At 71.4% G+C, this 17,900-nt stretch carries 17 protein-coding genes; 12 read left to right on the top strand and 5 right to left on the bottom strand.

Going from position 1 to position 17,900, the window contains the following annotated elements; genetic code table 11:
• The first annotated feature begins 2 nt into the window (after positions 1 to 2).
• Positions 3 to 413, top strand: a complete 411-nt coding sequence (locus LO772_RS34090) for an SRPBCC family protein (RefSeq protein ID WP_231775898.1) — start codon at positions 3 to 5, stop codon at positions 411 to 413.
• A 92-nt stretch (positions 414 to 505) separates the two neighbouring features.
• Here LO772_RS34090 and LO772_RS34085 read toward each other — a convergent pair whose 3' ends face one another.
• Positions 506 to 1,861 (bottom strand): cytochrome P450, encoded by a 1,356-nt coding sequence (locus LO772_RS34085; protein ID WP_231775897.1) that lies wholly within the window; start codon positions 1,859 to 1,861, stop codon positions 506 to 508.
• A 473-nt stretch (positions 1,862 to 2,334) separates the two neighbouring features.
• Here LO772_RS34085 and LO772_RS34080 point away from each other — a divergent pair, with 473 nt between their 5' ends.
• The 7 genes from LO772_RS34080 to LO772_RS34050 all read left to right on the top strand — a co-directional run bounded on the left by LO772_RS34080 (position 2,335) and on the right by LO772_RS34050 (position 8,069).
• Entirely contained in the window at positions 2,335 to 2,541 is a 207-nt protein-coding gene (locus LO772_RS34080) for a hypothetical protein (protein ID WP_231775896.1), read from the top strand.
• Positions 2,542 to 2,733: 192 nt separating this feature from the next.
• Positions 2,734 to 3,645: an NAD-dependent epimerase/dehydratase family protein gene (locus LO772_RS34075; protein WP_231775895.1), complete on the top strand. Its 912-nt coding sequence runs from the start codon at positions 2,734 to 2,736 to the stop codon at positions 3,643 to 3,645.
• Positions 3,642 to 4,784: a sulfotransferase family protein gene (locus LO772_RS34070; protein WP_231775894.1), complete on the top strand. Its 1,143-nt coding sequence runs from the start codon at positions 3,642 to 3,644 to the stop codon at positions 4,782 to 4,784. The genes LO772_RS34075 and LO772_RS34070 overlap by 4 nt, the downstream gene beginning before the upstream one ends.
• A 3-nt stretch (positions 4,785 to 4,787) precedes the next feature.
• A complete protein-coding gene (locus LO772_RS34065) occupies positions 4,788 to 6,002 on the top strand; it encodes a DUF1214 domain-containing protein (RefSeq protein ID WP_231775893.1) in 1,215 nt (404 codons plus the stop codon).
• Between the two features lie 61 nt (positions 6,003 to 6,063).
• Positions 6,064 to 6,519: a nitroreductase family deazaflavin-dependent oxidoreductase gene (locus tag LO772_RS34060; protein ID WP_231775892.1), complete on the top strand. Its 456-nt coding sequence runs from the start codon at positions 6,064 to 6,066 to the stop codon at positions 6,517 to 6,519.
• Between the two features lie 41 nt (positions 6,520 to 6,560).
• Complete coding sequence (locus LO772_RS34055) at positions 6,561 to 6,866, top strand: SDR family oxidoreductase (protein ID WP_231775891.1); 306 nt, start codon at positions 6,561 to 6,563, stop codon at positions 6,864 to 6,866.
• A gap of 138 nt (positions 6,867 to 7,004) precedes the next feature.
• Complete coding sequence (locus tag LO772_RS34050) at positions 7,005 to 8,069, top strand: phosphotransferase family protein (protein WP_231775890.1); 1,065 nt, start codon at positions 7,005 to 7,007, stop codon at positions 8,067 to 8,069.
• Between the two features lie 69 nt (positions 8,070 to 8,138).
• Here LO772_RS34050 and LO772_RS34045 read toward each other — a convergent pair whose 3' ends face one another.
• The gene (locus LO772_RS34045) at positions 8,139 to 8,765 is read right to left on the bottom strand and encodes a TetR/AcrR family transcriptional regulator (RefSeq protein ID WP_231775889.1); all 627 of its coding nucleotides are present in this window, start codon (positions 8,763 to 8,765) and stop codon (positions 8,139 to 8,141) included.
• Between the two features lie 101 nt (positions 8,766 to 8,866).
• Here LO772_RS34045 and LO772_RS34040 point away from each other — a divergent pair, with 101 nt between their 5' ends.
• Entirely contained in the window at positions 8,867 to 9,520 is a 654-nt protein-coding gene (locus LO772_RS34040; protein ID WP_231775888.1) for a CatB-related O-acetyltransferase, read from the top strand.
• Between the two features lie 130 nt (positions 9,521 to 9,650).
• Here LO772_RS34040 and LO772_RS34035 read toward each other — a convergent pair whose 3' ends face one another.
• Positions 9,651 to 10,103, bottom strand: a complete 453-nt coding sequence (locus tag LO772_RS34035; RefSeq protein WP_231775887.1) for a VOC family protein — start codon at positions 10,101 to 10,103, stop codon at positions 9,651 to 9,653.
• Between the two features lie 280 nt (positions 10,104 to 10,383).
• On the opposite strand from LO772_RS34035, the gene LO772_RS34030 reads away from it, so the two are divergent.
• The 3 genes from LO772_RS34030 to LO772_RS34020 all read left to right on the top strand — a co-directional run bounded on the left by LO772_RS34030 (position 10,384) and on the right by LO772_RS34020 (position 15,056).
• On the top strand, positions 10,384 to 11,487 hold the full coding sequence (locus LO772_RS34030) for a hypothetical protein (RefSeq protein WP_231775886.1): 1,104 nt from the start codon (positions 10,384 to 10,386) through the stop codon (positions 11,485 to 11,487).
• A 181-nt stretch (positions 11,488 to 11,668) separates the two neighbouring features.
• Positions 11,669 to 14,221, top strand: a complete 2,553-nt coding sequence (locus tag LO772_RS34025; protein ID WP_231775885.1) for a sensor histidine kinase — start codon at positions 11,669 to 11,671, stop codon at positions 14,219 to 14,221.
• A 160-nt stretch (positions 14,222 to 14,381) separates the two neighbouring features.
• A complete protein-coding gene (locus LO772_RS34020; RefSeq protein WP_231775884.1) occupies positions 14,382 to 15,056 on the top strand; it encodes a response regulator in 675 nt (224 codons plus the stop codon).
• A gap of 192 nt (positions 15,057 to 15,248) precedes the next feature.
• Here LO772_RS34020 and LO772_RS34015 read toward each other — a convergent pair whose 3' ends face one another.
• Both LO772_RS34015 and LO772_RS34010 read right to left on the bottom strand, forming a co-directional pair.
• On the bottom strand, positions 15,249 to 16,706 hold the full coding sequence (locus LO772_RS34015) for an aldehyde dehydrogenase family protein (protein ID WP_231775883.1): 1,458 nt from the start codon (positions 16,704 to 16,706) through the stop codon (positions 15,249 to 15,251).
• A gap of 500 nt (positions 16,707 to 17,206) precedes the next feature.
• Positions 17,207 to 17,776 carry a pyridoxine/pyridoxamine 5'-phosphate oxidase gene (locus LO772_RS34010; RefSeq protein ID WP_331717299.1) on the bottom strand — a complete coding sequence of 190 codons (570 nt, stop codon included), beginning with the start codon at positions 17,774 to 17,776 and terminating at the stop codon, positions 17,207 to 17,209.
• Positions 17,777 to 17,900: the final 124 nt, after the last annotated feature.

The following is a 17,900-nucleotide window of genomic DNA, read 5'->3' as shown; positions in this document are numbered from 1 at the left end:
ACGTGGCGACCCTCCACTTCCGCGCTCCCCTGCGGGTTCCGCCGGAGACCGCCTGGCACTTCCTGGAGTGCTACAGCCGGGCCGAGGTGCACGCGTTCTCGGCGTGCGTCGCCGAACGCCGGGAAGGCAACGTACGCGTCGTCACCCTGGCCGACGGCGGCGAGGTCCGCGAGCGCAACGTGACCGTGGACGCGGGGCTGATGCGCGCGGTGTACACCGTCCCCGGCCTGCACGGCGCGGAACACCACCAGGCCGAGATGCGGATCGAACGGCACGCGGACGGCGGCGCGTTCCTCGTCTGGTGCACCGACGTCCTCCCCCATCGGCTGGCGGAACACCTGCGCGAGGCGTACACGACGATGTTCGACGAGTTGCTGGACGCGGTCCACCGGCACCGGGGGCCGATGACCTGAACGCCGGGCGAGCGCACGGGAGACACCGGCGTTCCCGCGGCTGCTCCGCTCCGCCGCGACCGCGGCCTCCGCCGTCGGGCCGAAACACCCGGTCACTCCGTGGTGTTCGCGCCCGGCCCGCGGACGGTCACGGGCTCGGCAAGGCGCTCGGTGTCGCAGACGCGCTGGAGCCTTTCCAGGGTCTCGTCCAGCCCGGCCCCCGTGCGCTCGCCCGGTGTGAAGGCGGCCGGGAGGTGCCGCATGCCCTGGATCACGCCGATGGTGGCGTAGTGCACGGTGCCTTCGGTGTCGATCGTGTAGTCGGGGAGGCGGTCGAGCACGGCGGTGATCATGCGCTTGAACGACACGCGGGCCAGATTGGAGCCGATGCAGCGGTGGATGCCCAGGCCGAAGCTGTAGTGCCGGTTGCCCGGGCGGGCCATGTCGATGCGGTTCGGCTCGGGGAAGACCGCGGGGTCCCGGTTCGCCATGGCCCACGACAGCCACAGCCGGTCGCCTTCGTGGAAGCGCGTTCCGGCCAACTCGCAGTCCTGGGCGATGGTTCGGCCGTCGCCCGGCGCCGGTGTGAAGAAGCGCAGGAACTCCTCGGTCGCGCTGTCCAGCAGTGTGTCGCGCTCGCGGATCAGCCGCCCGCGCTCATGTGGGTTGAGCCCGAGCCATTCCAGGGAGTGCGCGGTCAGGGCGGTCGTCGTATCGAATCCGCCGCCGATGAGCAGGCCCAGGACGCCGAGGAGTTCGTCGTCGTCCGGCCTCCTGCCGTTGATGTCGGCGGTGACCACCGCGTCGATCATGCCCGGCCGGGGGTGGCGCCGGATCTCGCGGAGTTGGTCGAGGAGGTGCCGCCACATGTGCAGGTGCATCTCCCGCAGACGCTCGGAGTCCGGTGAGTCCGGGGGCGTGTAGACGGACGCGTGCACGGGGTCGTTGTAGATCTTCCAGTTCGCGAGCGGGATGCCCAGCATCGCGAGGGTCAGCACCGCGGGGACGACGTTGGCGAGGTCGTCGACGAAATCGATCCGGCCGCTCTCGATCCGCTCGTCGAGCGCGGCGCGGACGACCTCGTCCATGAACGGCACCCACCGCCGGACGGCGGCCGGGGAGAGGTACGGGTTGAGCGCCTGCCGGTAGTGCCGCTGCTCGGGCGGGTCCATCTCCAGGAATCCGCCCTGGCCGCCCTCACCGTGTTTCGGCGGCGGGATCGTGATGCCCCGGTAGCCGCGGCGCTCGCCGTGCACGTCGTGGTCGTTCGACAGGTACTCGGCGGCGCGGGCCAGCTCGAACACCTCCCGGTTGCCGGCCGCCACCCAGTGTCCGCCGTAGGTCTCCGACCAGGCGACGGGGCACCGGGACTGCATGTCCCGGGTGATGGTCTCGAACTCCCCGCGGTACCCCGGGGCGTGCCGGTCGAAGTGGTAGCGAGGCTGCCTGCGCGCGTCGTCCGTGGTCATGCCGGCGTTCTCCAGTCGTGTCGGGACGAGAGCACCCACCACCCCGTGGACGCTCCGGACACCGGGCACCCGACCTTGCGAGCGCCCGTCGGCGACCGATCTGCTTGCTTGTGCCGTACTTGTACTTACGCTAACCGCATAATTACGACCTAGTCAACTATTTAAATAAGGCCACGTCCACCTCCCCGGGCCACACCTGACCGGTACGCCTCGCGCCCGCGCACACCCTCCGGCCACTCACCCCTTGCCCCGGAGCCGCCGGCTCGCCCCCGTCCCGACCCCCGGCTCGCGCCGTCCCCTGAGCCCGACCGCCCTCCGAGGCGCATCCCGACCACAAAGCCGCCCAACTCATCTCCGCCGTCCCGAAGTTCTCTCGCACCGAGGAGACTCGACCTGCCGACACTGCGGGCGTTCTCGGCCTGGCTCCTGCTCGCCGAATCCGCGACCGGTCGCGGCGACAACCTGACCCGCGAGTGCCTCCACTACGCGGCGGCGCGGGAGACCTCCCGGACCGGCGGCGCATCCCGGGCGCGCTGATCGGCGGCGTCATCGTCGACTTCCTGCCCCTCCGGGGCGTTCTGTGGCTCGCCGGCGCCGGCGCCCTGGCGGCCGTGCCGACGGTGTGGAGCGCACGAGCCGACAAGCACCTGCGCCGGCTCGACGGTCAAGCGGGGCAGTGACCGGCCGCTCCCCCGAACCACCGAGCGGGTACGGGCGCGTCGGCGAGCACGACCATGAGATCGATGGGCGGAAGTCTTGCCGGTGAGGGGCTTTGCGTGACTATCATGCCGCGGTGGAGATTTTTGATCAAAGATCAGCGAGGCTTGGATGAGAAGGTCGGCTCGCGACGCGATACAGCGGGAGTTGTGGACATGCTGAGCGGTGAGAAGATCCTGATCACCGGGCCGTCCGGGCGCATCGCCCACGGCCTCGCCCGGACGCTGGCCGCCCGCAACGAGGTGTGGGGCATCGGCAGGTTCGGGGATCCGGTCGCTCGCGCCGAGGTCGAGTCCCTTGGTGTCACGACCCGTTCGGTCGATCTGGGCGACCCCGACTTCGGCGGGCTTCCCGACGACTTCACGTATCTGCTGCACATCGCGGCCGACTTCGGCGACGACTACGAGCGGGGTCTGCGCGTCAACGCGGAGGGGGCGGGGCTCCTCCTGTCGCACTGCCGCCGGGCCAAGGCCGCGCTGGTGATGTCGACGCTGACGGTCTACAAGCCGCACCCGGACCCCTGGCACGCGTTCCGGGAGGACGAGCCGATCGGCGATCAGCTCCTGCCGAACCCGCGGCCGTACTCGATTGTCAAGATCGCCGAGGAGGCCGTCGCCCGGTACTGCGCCCGGGAGTTCGGCCTCCCGGTCACGATCGCCCGGATGGGCAGCGCGTACGGCGACCGCGGCGGGCTGCCGCTGTGGCACCTGCGGGCGATCGCGGAGGGGAAGCCGGTCGTGGTGCGCAACGACCCCCTGCCGTACAGCCCGATCCACTACGACGACATCAACGCCCACGTGGCGGCGCTGCTCGACGCCGCGAGCGTTCCGGCGACGATCGTGAACTGGTCCGGCGACGTGCCCGTGACGGTGCAGGAGTGGTGCCGGTACTTCGCCGAACTGCTCGGCACGGAAGCCGACTTGCGTGTCGAGCCGGTCGCGGGGGCGTCGGTCGGGTCGGTCGGCGAGCACACCAAGCGCGCGTCCATCACGGGCCCGTGCACGGTCGACTGGAAGGCCGGGTTCCGGGCGATGGCCGCCCACTACTTCCCGGAGGCGATCCGATGAGCCGCTACCCGACCGCCGACGCGCTCCTCGCCGAGGCGGCGGCCGAGGCCGGCCACGGCGACTTCGGACCCGGCGACTTCCGCGAAGGCCTGGCGGTGCTCCTGGACAGCCTGGAACGCGACGGCGACCTCGACCCGGGCACCGACGCGGCGGTCGTCGCCGACCTGCGGCGGCGCCTGGTGAACCGGCTCGACGTCGAGGCCTGGTACGAGGACCACCCCGAGACGGAGGACGCCGCCATCGCGGGCCCGGTGGACATCATGGGCCTCCCCCGTACGGGCACCACCGCGCTCGCGGACATGCTGTCGCTCGACCCGCGGTTCCGCTGCCTCACCGGTTGGGAGCAGAACCGGCCGGTGCCTCCGCCGGTGGCCGGCCGCGAGCGGGACGACCCGCGGCGGCGGGCGTTCGTCCGTGCGCAGGAAGGCCGTTCGGACCGGCAGAAGGCGATGCACATCGTCGAGATCGACGCCACGATGGAGGACACCGAGATCCTCGGGATGGCGTTCCACGGCCAGCAGATGACGCTGCCAGTGCCCGGCTACCGGGCGTGGTGGCGCCGGGCCGACCTGACCGAGACGTACGCCTACCACCGCCGCGTCGTGAAGCTCCTCGGCTCCCGGAAGCCGCCCGAGCTGTGGCTGTTCAAGGCGCCGCACCACAAGTTCCATCTGGAGGCGCTGGCCACGGCGTACCCCGAGATGCGGTTCGTGATGACGCACCGCGATCCGGCCAAGGTCGTCCCGTCGTACACCAGCCTGGTCTCCACGATCTTCCCGCCCGCCGCGGGCGAGCGGGACCTGCACGCGCTGGGCGCCGAGGTGAGCGAGCACCTGCGCGAGGGGTTGGAGCACGCCATCGAGGAACGCGCGCGGATCGGCGAGGACCGCTTCCTCGACGTGCACCACCGCGACCTCGTCGGCGACCCGCGGGGCACCGTCCGCCGGGTCTACGACTGGCTCGGCCTCGACCTGGCTCCGGACACCGCGGACACCATCTTCGCCTGGCAGGACCGGCACGCGGTCGGGGCCGGAGGCGTGCACCGCTACACCGCCGAGCAGTTCGGGCTGAGCCGCGACCGCATCCGATCCGAATACGACTTCTACATCCGCCGTTTCGACGTGGCCGTGGAGGGCTGACGCGTGACCGCACTCCCCGCAACGCACGGACTCCCCACCTGGGACGACCAGATGGAGGCGCTGAAGGGCGTCGCCGACCGGCTCCTCGCCACCTGGCGGCCGGACGGCGCCACCGAGGCCGAGGTCCAGGACATGAACAAGCTGGCCCTGTCGATCCTGTCCTGCGGCTACCTGTGCCATGTCTACACCGACACCCGCAGGCCGGTGTTCATGCCGCTGTGGAACTTCGCGTGCAACCAGGGCGGGCCCAACCCCGACTACGTGTACCTGAGCGCCGAGATCGACGGCGACGGCGTGTACGAGATCACCGGCCGGCGCGGCACCAGCCGCTTCGTCGAGATCACGCAGCACGCCCCCGGCATGACGACCAGCCTCAAGGGCACCGAGCGCACCATGCGCTTCCAGTCGGTCACCCACGAACTCGACGACCTCGCCATCGCCGACGACGGCTCGTTCCGCGTCGTCCTCAGCGCCGAACGCCCCGCGGGCCACGACGGCGACTGGTGGCGGCTCAACCCCGGCGCCGGCAAGCTGCTCATGCGCAAGTGCGCGTGCGACTGGAACAACGAGACGGACGCCCAGGTCGCGATCAACCGGCTGGACGACCCCGGCGCGGACATGGACCCCGCCGAAGTCGCCCGCCGTTTCTCGGACATGGGCGACTGGATCACCGGCATGATCACCTTCGACATGGAACTCGTGCGCTACTACGAGGAACACCACGGGATCAACGTCCTCACCCGCTCCCGGTGGATCCAGCAGGGCGGCGGCCTCGCCACCAAACAGGCGTACTACGACGGCATCCACAGGATCGCCGACGACGAGGCCCTGATCGTCGAGTTCCCCGTCCCCGACCCGTGCCGCTACTGGCAGATCCTCGTCGCGGACGACCGCTTCGCCACCGTCGACTGGGTCAACCGCCAGTCCAGCCTCAACGACACCCAGGCCCGCGTCGACCCCGACGGCTGGTTCCGCGGCGTGGTCTCCCACCGGGACCCCGGCATCCACAATTGGCTCGACAAGGCCGACTGGCCCTGGGGCATCCTCCAGGCCCGCTTCTACCAGGCCGACGACTACCCCGAGGCAACGGTCACGAAGGTCCCGGTGGCCGACGTGCTCAAGCACCTCCCGCCCGGCACACCGACGGTGACCCCCGCGGAACGCGAGGCGCAGCTGCGTCACCGCCGGACCGGGGCACAGCTGCGCCGCCTCTGGTGAACGGGCGCGCGACGACCGCGGACGACGTACGAACCGACAACGGCACCCTGGGAGCACGAACATGAGCGAGCCCGGTTTCATCAAGCACGACGTGAGCCTGCGCAACGACGAACACGTGGCGGTCTACCGGGAGACCGACGGCGAGACCGGCTACGAGTGGAACGGCGTCCCGATCCTGCTGCTGACCACCACAGGGCGCACGTCCGGTGAACCCCGCACCAAGGCGCTGATCTTCGGGCGCGACGGCGACGACTACCTCGTCGTGGCGTCGACGGGCGGGTCTCCCCGGCATCCCGCGTGGTTCCTCAACCTCATGGCGCACCCGGAGGCCGACATCCAGATCAAGGCCGAGCACATCCCGGTCGTCGCGCGGGCGGCCTCGGACGAGGAACGCGCACGCCTGTGGCGGATCGTGACCGGCTACTGGCCCAATTACGACGTCTACCAGACCCGTACCGAACGGGTCATCCCTATCGTCGTGCTCAGCCCGAGGAAGCCGCACGACACCACCGCGTGACCGCGGTCCGACGCGAACGCGGGAGGGAAGCGGGAGGGAACATGCGCGGACTCGCGGGGAAGACGTTCGTCATCGCGGGCGGAGCCACGGGCATCAGGGCCGGGACCGCCCGGCGGGCACAGGGCGTGCGTTGCAACGGCGTCATGCCCGGTCTGGTGATCGGCGAGACCCAACAACGGCAGGACAACCCCGAGTTGCGGCGGCAGTTCCTGGAACACACCCCCACCACGCGGCTGGGCCGTCCGAGCGACGTGGCGGCGGTGGTGTCGTTCCTGCTGTCCGACGACGCGGAATGGGTCAACGGCCAGGTCTGGGCGGTCGACGGCGGCGCCAACATGCGCGCCTGACACCGCGGGCCGGGTGCCCGGTGGCCTCCTCCCTCGGACGCGGAGGCCATCCCGTGACCACCACCCCCGAGCCCCCTCTCCGACGAGCCCTCCACCACACGCGCGGAGCGTGCGGCCGACCGACAAGGAGAACCGGACATGAGTGAGGCAATGGTCTTCGCCAAGGGCCGCGATCTGGACGCCGCGGCGGCACTCCTGCGTCCGTGGCTGGCCGCGCGCCTGGGCGTCGCGGACGTGGAACTCGGCAACCTGGCCTATCCGTTGGGTGCGGGCGTCTCCAACGAGACGATCCTGTTCGATGCCGTCCACGGCGACCGCGTCGACGAGTTCGTGCTGCGCATCGCCCCGCGCCGCGAGCACCAGATGTTCCTGGACCCGAGGTTCCGCGACCAGTACGACATGCTGCTGACGCTGCGCGCCCTCGGCACCGTACGGGTCCCCGAGGCGCTGTGGTACGAGGAGGACCCCGGACTTCTGGGCCAGCCGTTCTACCTGATGCGCCGCATGCGCGGCCGGGTGCCGGTGAGCATGCCCGTGTACAACAAGGTCGGTTGGCTCACCGAGGCGACGCCCGCGCAGCGGCGTACCGCGTGGGAGAGCGCCATGGAACAGTTCGCCGCGATCCACTCGGTGCCCGTCGAGCGCTTCGCGTTCGTGCACCGGCCGGAGCAAGGGGCCGCGGGCAACGAGCAACAGCTGGCGTACTGGGCCGAGTTCGCGTCCTGGGCCCTGGAGGACGAGACGCCGGAGCTGGTCCACACCCTCTTCGCGTGGCTGAAGGCGAACCGGCCGGCCACCGAAGCGCCGGGCCTGTCCTGGGGCGACGCCCGCATCGGCAACATGATGTTCGGCGACGACTACCGGGTCGTCGGCGTCATGGACTGGGAACAGGCGTCACTGGCCGGTCCGATGGCCGATCTCGCGTGGTGGCTGCTCTTCGACGACATCTACAGCGTGGCCCAGGGCATACCCCGGCTCGACGGTCTCGGCACCCGGGCCGAAACCCTCGATCTCTGGCGGGAACTGACCGGACGTCAGGTCGAAGACCTGGACTGGCACGAGGCGTTCGCGGGCCTCAAGGCGGGTCTGCTCAGTCTGCACTCGCACCGGTCGATGAACATACCGGGCTCGGGGCGTTCCAACCCGTGGTTCACCCGCTCGATCGAGATCACCGGCGTCCCGAACCCCGAGAACCCTCGGTGACACCCGGGCCGAGGCCGCGCGCACGTCATCCGTCGGCGCCCGGTCCCGCGGCCCCGGCGGGGCCCTCGTTCACCCGCCGTCTTCCGGGCGCACGGTGAAGGCCCCCGCGGCAGCCGCCAGGACCGCCGCCGTCGCGGCCTGTTCCGGAAGCCGCGGGTCGGGATCGGCGCGCAGAAGCACCAGTTGGAGGTACAGCGGCGCGGTGGCGGCGATCAGCAGGCGCCGCGCGTCCGTGGGCCCCGAGGGGAGTTCGCCGCGTGCGGCGGCGCGGTCGACGAGCACCTCGCATTGGGTGTAGCGGTCCGCCCACAGCTTGGTCTGGGCCCGCGCGGCCTGCTCGGAGTGGAACGAGGCGGCCATCAGGGCGACGGCGAACGACGGTCGTACGACCAGGGAGTCGTGGATCTCCCGGTTGAGGGCCGCCAGGTCGCCGCGCAGCGAGCCGGTGTCCGGCGGCTGCCAGTCGACCTCGCCGGCGGCGTCGATGACATCGGCGAGCAGGCCGCCCACGTCGCGCCAGCGCCGGTAGACCGTGGTGCGGTGCACGCCGGAGCGGGTCGCCACCCCCTCCATGGTGAGGCCTTCGTGGCCGCCTTCGGCGAGTTCGGCGCGCACGGCGTCGAGAACCTGGGCGCGGATACGGGCGGTTCGGCCGCCGGGGCGGCGGTCCGGCGGCGTGGCCGGCGGGTCTGTCATCGGGGAATCCGGTATCCGGTTGATCGACGGTCGGGGCTGTGCCAGCATCTTAACGCAACGACTGTCGCACTAGTAGCCCGACGAAAGGATTCGCCTCACCGATGCCACCCGTTCCCGCCGACCCCACCGTGCTCCACCCGATGCCCGAGCACCCGCGCGTCGTCCTGCTCAAGCCGCTCGTGACATCGCCGCTGATCGAGGTCGGCGACTTCTCGTACTACGACGATCCGGAGCACCCGACGGCCTTCGAGACGCGCAACGTCCTCTACCACTACGGGCCCGAGCGCCTCGTCATCGGCAAATACTGCGCCCTGGGCACGGGCACGCGGTTCATCATGAACGGCGCCAACCACCGCATGGACGGCCCGTCGACCTTCCCCTTCCCCACCATGGGCGGCTCGTGGGCCGAGCACGTCGACCTGATCACCGACCTGCCCGGGCGGGGTGACACCGTGGTCGGCAACGACGTGTGGTTCGGCCACGGCGCCACGGTCATGCCCGGCGCACGCATCGGCCACGGCGCGATCATCGCGGCCGGCGCCGTGGTCACGGGCGACGTACCCGACTACGGCATCGTCGGCGGTAACCCCGCCCGACTCATCCGCACCCGGTACGACACCGAGGACGTCGCCCGCCTCCTCGCCGCGGCGTGGTGGGACTGGCCCGTGCAGCACGTCACAGAACACATCAGGACCATCATGTCGGGGACGATCACCGACCTGGAGGCCGCCGCGGCACGGCTCGACCGGCCCTGATCCCGCTCTCGACGCGCCGCCGACTCCGCCTCTGGCGCGGGGGCGGCAACGGCGGCGTCATCGAGAACATGCGTACCCGCCCCGCCGGAGCCCCGCTCCGCGTCGGGGCCGGAACCGGCACGCGCAGCGACTACCTCGTTCCGGCGGGTGGGTCGGCGAACACGCCTTCCAGCATGCCGGTGGCCTGGCCGACCTCGATCAGGTAGCCGTCGGGGTCGCGGAGGTAGCAGCGCAACTCGGCCTTCCGGTCGATGGGCGGGGTCAGGAACTCCGCGCCCTTCGCGCTCCATTCGCGGTGGCAGGCGTTGATGTCGGCGACACGCAGGTTGAGGAAGCTCGACGTGGTGCGGGGGTCGTCGGGCGGCCGGAGCGTCACGTCGGGCTTGTCGGGGGTCGGGCCGCCGCCGGGGTTCATGATGATCCAGCCGTTGGCGAGCTTGACGATGCAGGGGTTCTCGTCCAGGACGACCGTGCCGCCCAGGACGTCCGAGTAGAAGGAGCGTGACCGGGCCACGTCGCGCACGGTGAGGAAGTGGGTGAGGAGCATCCCGGTGACCGGGGCGGGCAAGTCGTCTCGCTGCATCGGCGGACCCTTCACAGGTGGTCGGCTGGGGAACGCGCACCGGCGTCGCGCCCGTTCATCGTGCACACAACGCGCCCGGGCGGCTTTCGGGACACGCAGGGCGTCGGGGTACGCCCGAGGCCCAGCCGCCCGGTTCCCGGTTCCGCCCGCGTGCGGCCCCCACGCGACCACGAACCGCGCTGACCACACCCACGGCGCCCTTCGTCCGACCGGGAAAACCCGTTGGCCGACCGGCGGCCAGTTGCGACGATGCCGCTACTTCTCACGCCGGGGGGGACGTTTGTTCGTGTTCGTTTGTGCCGGCTGTGGCGCCCAGCTGACAGTGCCGCTGGCCGAGGTCGCGCTGCCGGTGCACGCCCACCAGACGTACGGGAACGGGGTGCGGCTCCCGGCACTCATGGAGTCGGGCACCTTCGCCGTGGACCCCGAGCCCTGGGGGCCGCCGTGGCGGGCGTGGGACGAGATCGGCCCCGACCGCGCGGCGGCCCTCGGCATTCACGCGCCGGTCCACGCCGTGTCCGAGGGCGTCCCCGGCATGGTCGTCATCGCCCCCGGTGACGCTCGCGGCACCGTCCTGATCCCGGAAACGCGCGGCGGATACTGCTGCGGCCTCGACGGGACCGACGGCCCCAACATGGCGTGCCAGGCGTGTGGCCTGCGGGTGGCGACCCGGATCGACGACTGCTCGCTCTGGCAGGCGGTGTGGCTCGCCCCGGACGCCGTGCGCCGGGTCCCCGTCGGCGGCGCCGGCGACGTCCCCCTGACCTGGGCGGAACTCCTGTCGGAGGGAACCGGCACCCCGCCGTGCGAACCCGTCGCGGTGTGGGGGCCGCGGCGCGACACGACCAGCCGGTGGTCGTGGAGCCCGCGGTGGGAGGCGGCGGCCGGCCGTGCGCTCGCCCACCTGCTCGCGGCCTCGGAAGGCCGCGCGGTGACCGTGCCGGACGGCCTGACCGCGGACGTGTTCCGGCGAGCCCTCGACGCCCTGCTGCCGCCAGGTCCGCAGGCACGGCACGCCGAACTCGCCGGGCCGGGACGGCCGCCCGCCCCCGGCACCGACATCCTCCTCGTCCCCACCCACCCGCAGACGGGCGCACCCTGGTCACCGGCCGATCCCACCGCCTCGACACACCCGGTTCCGCTGCCGTTCGGTGTCTGGCTGTGGCTGGCCTTCCCCGAGCCGCACCTGCCCATCCCGTCCTCGGGAATCCTGCCCGACGGCGTCCTCCGCGACGACCCGCCCGCCCCGCGCCCCGACCGCCCCTTCCGCATCGACGCCGAGACCTTCCGGCACACCCTGGTCCGGCTCCCGGCCGTCCGCCGCCCGTGGCTCCGCGACATCCACGACGACCTCGCACACCACCGACGCGCCGGTCTCTTCTGAGGACAAGCCGGCGGACGCGCACGTCAAGGCGGCGGCGCGTCAAGAAGGCGTCAGGATCCCCCGGCAACGCGTCAAGGCCGCGCCAGGACTTCGCGGCTCCGCGGTTTCGGGACATCCGCCCGGGTCGGCGGCTGGTACCCATGGCGCGGACCTTCTCCTTCCGAGGACGACAATGGACGGCATGGGACGCGGAAAGCTGCGCATCTACCTGGGAGCCGCTCCCGGCGTCGGCAAGACGTACGCGATGCTCGGCGAGGGCCGGCGCCGCCGCGGCCGGGGCGCCGACGTGGCGGTCGGGCTGATCGAATGCCACGGGCGCCCGCGGACCGAGGCGATGCTCGAAGGGCTGGAGGTCGTGCCGCGCCGCACCCTCGTCCACCGCGGGACGCCGTTCACCGAGATGGACACCGACGCCGTGATCGCGCGACGGCCCAAGGTCGCGCTGATCGACGAACTGGCCCACACGAACGTCCCGGGATCGCGCAACGCGAAGCGGTGGCAGGACATCGACGAGATCCTCGACGCCGGGATCGACGTGATCTCCACGGTGAACATCCAGCACCTCGAATCGCTCAACGACGTCGTCGAATCGATCACCGGGGTGCCGCAGCGCGAGACCGTCCCCGACGCCGTCGTCCGCCGGGCCGACCAGATCGAACTGGTTGACATGTCCCCCGAGGCGCTGCGGCGGCGCATGGCCCACGGCAACGTGTACGCCCCCGAGAAGGTCGACGCGGCCCTCGCCAACTACTTCCGCGTCGGGAACCTCACCGCGCTGCGCGAGCTGGCACTGCTGTGGGTGGCCGACCGCGTCGACGAGTACCTGCGGCAGTACCGGGCCGACCACGGCATCGACGCCACGTGGCCGGCGCGCGAGCGGATCGTCGTCGGCCTCACCGGCGGCCCCGAGGGCGACACCCTCATCCGCCGCGCCGCGCGCATCGCGACCCAGGCGTCCGGCGGCCAACTCCTCGCGGTCTACGTGTCGAGGAACGACGGGCTGTCCGCGGCGTCCCCCGAAGCCCTCGAACGCCAGCGCCTCCTGGTCGAGACCCTGGACGGCACGTTCCACTCCGTGATCGGCGACGACGTGACCACCGCGCTGCTCGACTTCGCGCGCGGCGTCAACGCGACGCAAATAGTGCTCGGCTCCAGCCGCCGCAGGCCCTGGCAGTACGTGCTCGGCCCCGGCGTCGGCGCGACCGTCGCCGCGCGGTCGGGAGACATCGACGTCCACATCGTCACCCACGAACACGCCGGCGTGGGACGCACCGTCCACGTGCCGCGCTCGGTGCTCGGCCGACGCCGGCTGCTCGCGTCCTGGCTCGTCGCGCTGACCGGGCCGGTGCTGCTGACGCTGATCATGGTGCAGTTCCGGCAGCACGTGGGGTTGCCGACCGAGATGCTGCTCTACCTGCTGCTGACCGTGGTGGGCGGGCTGCTCGGCGGGCTGTGGGCCTCGGCGGTGACCGCGGTGTTGGCGTCCCTGCTGCTGAACTACTACTTCACACCGCCCCTGCACACGCTGAGCATCAGCGATCCGGAGAACTTCTTCGCGCTGGCCGTCTTCGTCGTGGTCGCGCTGTCGGTGGCGACCGTGGTCGACATCGCCGCGCGCCGCACCGAGCAGGCGGCGCGCAGCCGGGCCGAGTCCGAGACCCTGAGCTTCCTGGCCGGGAGCGTCCTGCGCGGCGAACAGGCGCTTCCCGCACTGTTGGAGCGGGTGCGCGAGACGTTCGGCATGGAGTCGGTGGCGCTGCTGCAACGCGCCGGACCGCACGATCCGTGGACCAGTGTGGGCAGCGTGGGCCCGCATCCGGTGCACAGGCCCGAGCAGGCCGACGTGGACGTGCCGGTCTCGGACTCCCTCGCCCTCGCGCTGTCCGGACGCGTACTCCCGGCCGCCGACCGCCGCGTGCTCGGCGCGTTCGCCGCCCAGGCCGCCGTCGTCCTGGAACGCCGCCGGCTCGTGGCCGAGGCCGCCGAGGCACGCCGCCTCGCCGAGGGCAACCGCATCCGCACGGCCCTGCTCGCGGCGGTCTCGCACGACCTGCGCACCCCGTTGGCGGCGATCAAGGCGAGCGTGTCGTCGCTGCGTTCGCAGGACGTCCGCTGGTCGCCGGAGGACGAACGGGAGTTCCTGGCGTCGATCGAGGACGGCGCCGACCGGCTCGACGCGCTCATCGGGAACCTGCTCGACATGAGCCGGCTCCAGACCGGCACCGTCACACCGCTCTTCCGCGACGTCGCACTCGACGAGATCGTCCCCGGTGCCCTCATCGGCATCCCGGAGTCGGCGGTCGTCTCGGACGTGCCCGAGACCCTGCCGACGGTCTCCACCGACCCGGGGCTGCTCGACCGAGTGCTGGCCAACATCATCGAGAACGCGGTCAAGCACAGCCCTCCCGACCGGCGCGTCCACGTCCGCGCCGAAGTCGTGCGCGACCACATCGAACTCCGGGTCGTCGACCGGGGGCCCGGCGTTCCGGACGAGGCCAAGGAACGCATCTTCGAACCGTTCCAGCGCCACGGCGACGCCCCCGCGGGCAGCGGAGTGGGTCTCGGGTTGGCCGTCGCGCGCGGGTTCGCCGAGGCGCTCGGCGGCTCGCTGGACGCGGAGGACACCCCCGGCGGCGGCCTCACCATCGTGCTGACGATGCGCACGTCCCCGCACCGGCCCCCTCCGCCGGAGCCGCCGCCCGGCGCGGACATGCCGCCGCCGAGGACCCCATGAGCCGCCGCGCACGCGCCGTACCGCGGCGGATCGGGCGGATGCGCCGGCCCGGCCGCGACGCGACAGCACGGGTGGCCTCGGGACCACCGCGAACCGGCAGGCTCGTCGGTTGCCCGGGGGCGGCCGACGCGAAGCACAACGACCTTACGGAGGCGGCACGATGACACGGGTGCTCGTGGTGGACGACGAACCGCAGATCGTCCGGGCCCTGGCCATCAACCTCAAAGCACGCGGCTACGACGTCGACACCGCCGCCGACGGCACCCAGGCACTCACCGCCGCCGCCGAGCGCCACCCCGACGTCGTCCTGCTGGACCTGGGCCTGCCCGACCTGGACGGCGTCGAGGTGATCCGCGGGCTGCGCGGGTGGACCAACGTCCCCGTCATCGTGCTGAGCGCGCGCCAGGCCTCGGGCGAGAAAGTCGCCGCGCTCGACGCCGGTGCGGACGACTACGTCACCAAGCCCTTCGGCATGGACGAACTCCTCGCCCGCCTGCGCGCCGCCGTCCGCCGCGCGACACCGGGCGAGGAGGCCCCGGTCGTCACCACCGACGCCTTCACCGTCGACCTCGCGGCCAAACGGGTCCACCGCGACGGCCGCGACGTCCGGCTCACCCCGACCGAATGGCACCTGCTCGACGTGCTGGTCCGTAACGCCGGGCGCCTGGTCAGCCAACGGACGCTCCTGCAGGAGGTCTGGGGGCCGCAATACACCAGCGAAACCCATTACCTGCGGGTCTACATGGCACAACTGCGCCGCAAGCTCGAACCGGACCCGGCCCACCCCAAACACCTGCGCACGGAACCGGGAATGGGCTACCGGTTCGAACCGTGAGCGTCCGGGGCCTGCGGCCTCGCGGTCTGTTCGGTCTCTTCGGTCTCTGCGGCCTGTTCGGTCGGGGCATTCCGCACGAAGGGCGGCGCACACCACCGATGTGTGTACGCCGCCTTCGGACGGAATTCGCTGTCCACCGATCGCGCACCGACTGACGCGCGACGCCACCCAGGCGGGGAAATCCGGCGCGGCCTACAGCATCGTGAAAACGGACTTCGTCTTCATGTAGGCCTCGATTCCCTCGATTCCGTATTCGGCCCCCCAGCCGGACTGCTTGTGGCCCCCGACCGGCATGGCGGGGTCCCAGACCATCTGGCAGTTGAGGGTGACCGTTCCGGCTTCCAGGCGCTTCGCGAGGCGGTGGGCGCGGCCGATGTCGCGCGTCCAGGCGGTCGCGGCGAGGCCGTACACGGAATCGTTGGCCAGGGCGAGTACTTCGTCTTCGTCGTCGAACGGCGTGACCGCGACGACGGGTCCGAAAATCTCCTCCTGGACGAGTCGCATGTCGGGCCGGGTCTGGGTCAGGACGGTCGGCTCGACGAAATACCCCGGCCGGTCGCGGCGGTTTCCACCGGTGATGACCTCGGCGCCGTCGCGCTTGCCTTCCTCGATGTAGCCGGTGACGCGGTCGAGTTGCCTTTGGCTGATCACGGGGCCGATGTCGACGTTGTCGTCGTGGCTGCCGCCCTGGCGCAAATTCCGGGCGATTTGGGCGATGCCCTCGACCACCCGGTCGTGGATTCCGCGCTGCACGTACACCCGCGAACCGCAGATGCAGCCCTGCCCCGAGTGGACGAAGATCCCCATGGCGGCGGCCGGAATGGCCTTGTCCACATCCGCGTCGTCGTAGATGAGCACGGGTGATTTGCCGCCGAGTTCGAGCATGACCTTCTTCAGGTTACCCGTCGCGGCCTGCACGATTTTCTTGCCGACCGCGGTCGATCCCGTGAACGCGACTTTGTCGACGCCGGGGTGCGCGGCCAGCGCCGCACCGGCGGTGTCCCCGTAACCGGTGACGATATTGACGACGCCCTCGGGTACCCCGGCATCGGCGAGGATTTTCTCCATCACCAGTGCGGAGAGCGGCGTTTGCTCCGCGGGCTTGAGGACGCAGCTACACCCCGCGGCGAGTGCCGGCGCGAGTTTGACGGCCGCGTTGTGGAACGGGCCGTTCCACGCGGTGATGAGCCCCGCGACACCGATCGGCTGCTTGAGCGTGTAGCCGTGGATATCCGCGAACTTGTCCCCGGAAAGCCCTCCGGCCATCCGGACGTCGTGCGCGATGCCGTTGATCTTCGTGCACCATCCCGCGCAGTAGCGGAAGAGTTCCGCCGACGCGGACATGATGCCCCGCGCCTGCGTGACCACCATGCCGCCGTTGCGCGCGTCGATCTCCGCGATCTCGTCGGCGCGTTCCTCGATCAACTCCGCGACGCGCCACAGGATCCGGGCGCGCTCGCTCGATGTCTTGCCGTGCCAGACACCGGACTCGTACGTGGCCCGCGCCCGGGCGACCGCCTCGTCGACCGCCGCCGCACCGCCGTCGGCGAACTCGCCGATCTGTTCGCCGATCGACGGGTTGAAGATCGGGATCCGATGCGACGTCCCGGGCCGCTTCTGTATTTCGTCCAAAACAGTCGTCAGCGTCATGAGTGCGGTTCTTCCTTCGACTCGATCGAGAGAGATTCATTCCGGCGCGCGGCGATGTCGCCGGGGGCGTCCCGCCCGTCGGGGTCTCCGGTCTGCACGTGGCGCCCCCGATCTGCACGGAACCGTGCCGCCCAGCTGTTGATTGAACAAACGTTTAGCATGGGCTCTGAGAGACCGTCAACCCGGTCTTCATCGCATCTGCAAGCTGTCAACGGCCTGAAGGGTCGCAGATGCCGGGGGGCGTGCGGGGGCGGCTCACACGGATCGGAGTCGCGGATCGCGGGGCACGGGGCACGGGGCACGGGATCACGAGGCGGGGCACAGGGTCGCGGGCGCAGGGCGGCGACCTGTGGTCAGGGGTTCGGCGGGCGGAGGTTCGCCCGCCCCACCTCGGGTTTCGGCACGCGCGGAAAACGGGGGTGCGCCCGCGTGCGTGCACGCTCGCGGGCGCACGCAGTGTCACAGATGAGCGTTGACATCCCCGTCGGGACGGCAGCGGTCTACGCCCACAACAGGTGTCGCGACCAGTCCCCTTCGGGGGTCGGCCGCTCGTAGCGCAGCCGGGTGTGGACGCGGCTGCGGTTCGCCTGCCAGAACTCGACGGTGAGCGGGACCACGGTGAACAGCGTCCACGCCGGGTCCGTGAGCCCGGGCTCGCGCTCCACCCGGGCCAGCGACTCCTCAAGGGCCCGGTCGCGTTCGGCGGCACTCGCCATGTGCTCGCTCTGCCGTCCGAGCAGCGCTTGGGCACGGGCGGCGACGGAACGCCCGAGGAAGTCCGCCGCACTGTGCTCCGCGGGTGCGGCGGCAACCGTTCCGCGCACCCGCGCCTGGCGGCCGAGCGGCCCCCAGTGGAAGCCGAGCGCCGCGTGCGGGTTCGCGGTGATCTGGCGGCCCTTCGGGCTGTCGGCGTGCGCGGCGAACTGCCATCCGCGGGCGTCCACGTTCTTCAGGATCAGGACGCGCGCGTCGGGCAGCCCGTCCTCGTCGACCGTGGACACCGTCATCGTGTGGGGTTCGGGCGGGCCGGAGCGATGCGCTTGTGTCAGCCAGTCCACGAACAACGCCACCGGATCATCGGGGGCGTCGCCGGGGTCGAATTCCGCGCGGGCCCGCGAAGACCTCGAGGCCGCGCAGCCAGGAGCGTATGTCTCCGGTCCCGTCGTCCCGGGGGCCGGCGACGCCGCCGGGAAC

Source organism: Yinghuangia sp. ASG 101, from assembly GCF_021165735.1.
GTDB lineage: Bacteria > Actinomycetota > Actinomycetes > Streptomycetales > Streptomycetaceae > Yinghuangia.
Note: the sequence above shows the minus strand (reverse complement) of the source record. Positions and strands in the feature narration are given on the sequence as shown.

What these genes read in the sequence shown, in the direction of transcription:
- LO772_RS34085 (WP_231775897.1), bottom strand. Translation starts at nt 1,861, where the DNA reads ATGACCACGGACGACGCGCGCAGGCAGCCTCGCTACCACTTCGACCGG.
- LO772_RS34075 (WP_231775895.1), top strand. Translation starts at nt 2,734, where the DNA reads ATGCTGAGCGGTGAGAAGATCCTGATCACCGGGCCGTCCGGGCGCATC.
- LO772_RS34070 (WP_231775894.1), top strand. Translation starts at nt 3,642, where the DNA reads ATGAGCCGCTACCCGACCGCCGACGCGCTCCTCGCCGAGGCGGCGGCC.
- LO772_RS34060 (WP_231775892.1), top strand. Translation starts at nt 6,064, where the DNA reads ATGAGCGAGCCCGGTTTCATCAAGCACGACGTGAGCCTGCGCAACGAC.
- LO772_RS34055 (WP_231775891.1), top strand. Translation starts at nt 6,561, where the DNA reads ATGCGCGGACTCGCGGGGAAGACGTTCGTCATCGCGGGCGGAGCCACG.
- LO772_RS34050 (WP_231775890.1), top strand. Translation starts at nt 7,005, where the DNA reads ATGAGTGAGGCAATGGTCTTCGCCAAGGGCCGCGATCTGGACGCCGCG.
- LO772_RS34045 (WP_231775889.1), bottom strand. Translation starts at nt 8,765, where the DNA reads ATGACAGACCCGCCGGCCACGCCGCCGGACCGCCGCCCCGGCGGCCGA.
- LO772_RS34040 (WP_231775888.1), top strand. Translation starts at nt 8,867, where the DNA reads ATGCCACCCGTTCCCGCCGACCCCACCGTGCTCCACCCGATGCCCGAG.
- LO772_RS34035 (WP_231775887.1), bottom strand. Translation starts at nt 10,103, where the DNA reads ATGCAGCGAGACGACTTGCCCGCCCCGGTCACCGGGATGCTCCTCACC.
- LO772_RS34025 (WP_231775885.1), top strand. Translation starts at nt 11,669, where the DNA reads ATGGGACGCGGAAAGCTGCGCATCTACCTGGGAGCCGCTCCCGGCGTC.
- LO772_RS34020 (WP_231775884.1), top strand. Translation starts at nt 14,382, where the DNA reads ATGACACGGGTGCTCGTGGTGGACGACGAACCGCAGATCGTCCGGGCC.
- LO772_RS34015 (WP_231775883.1), bottom strand. Translation starts at nt 16,706, where the DNA reads ATGACGCTGACGACTGTTTTGGACGAAATACAGAAGCGGCCCGGGACG.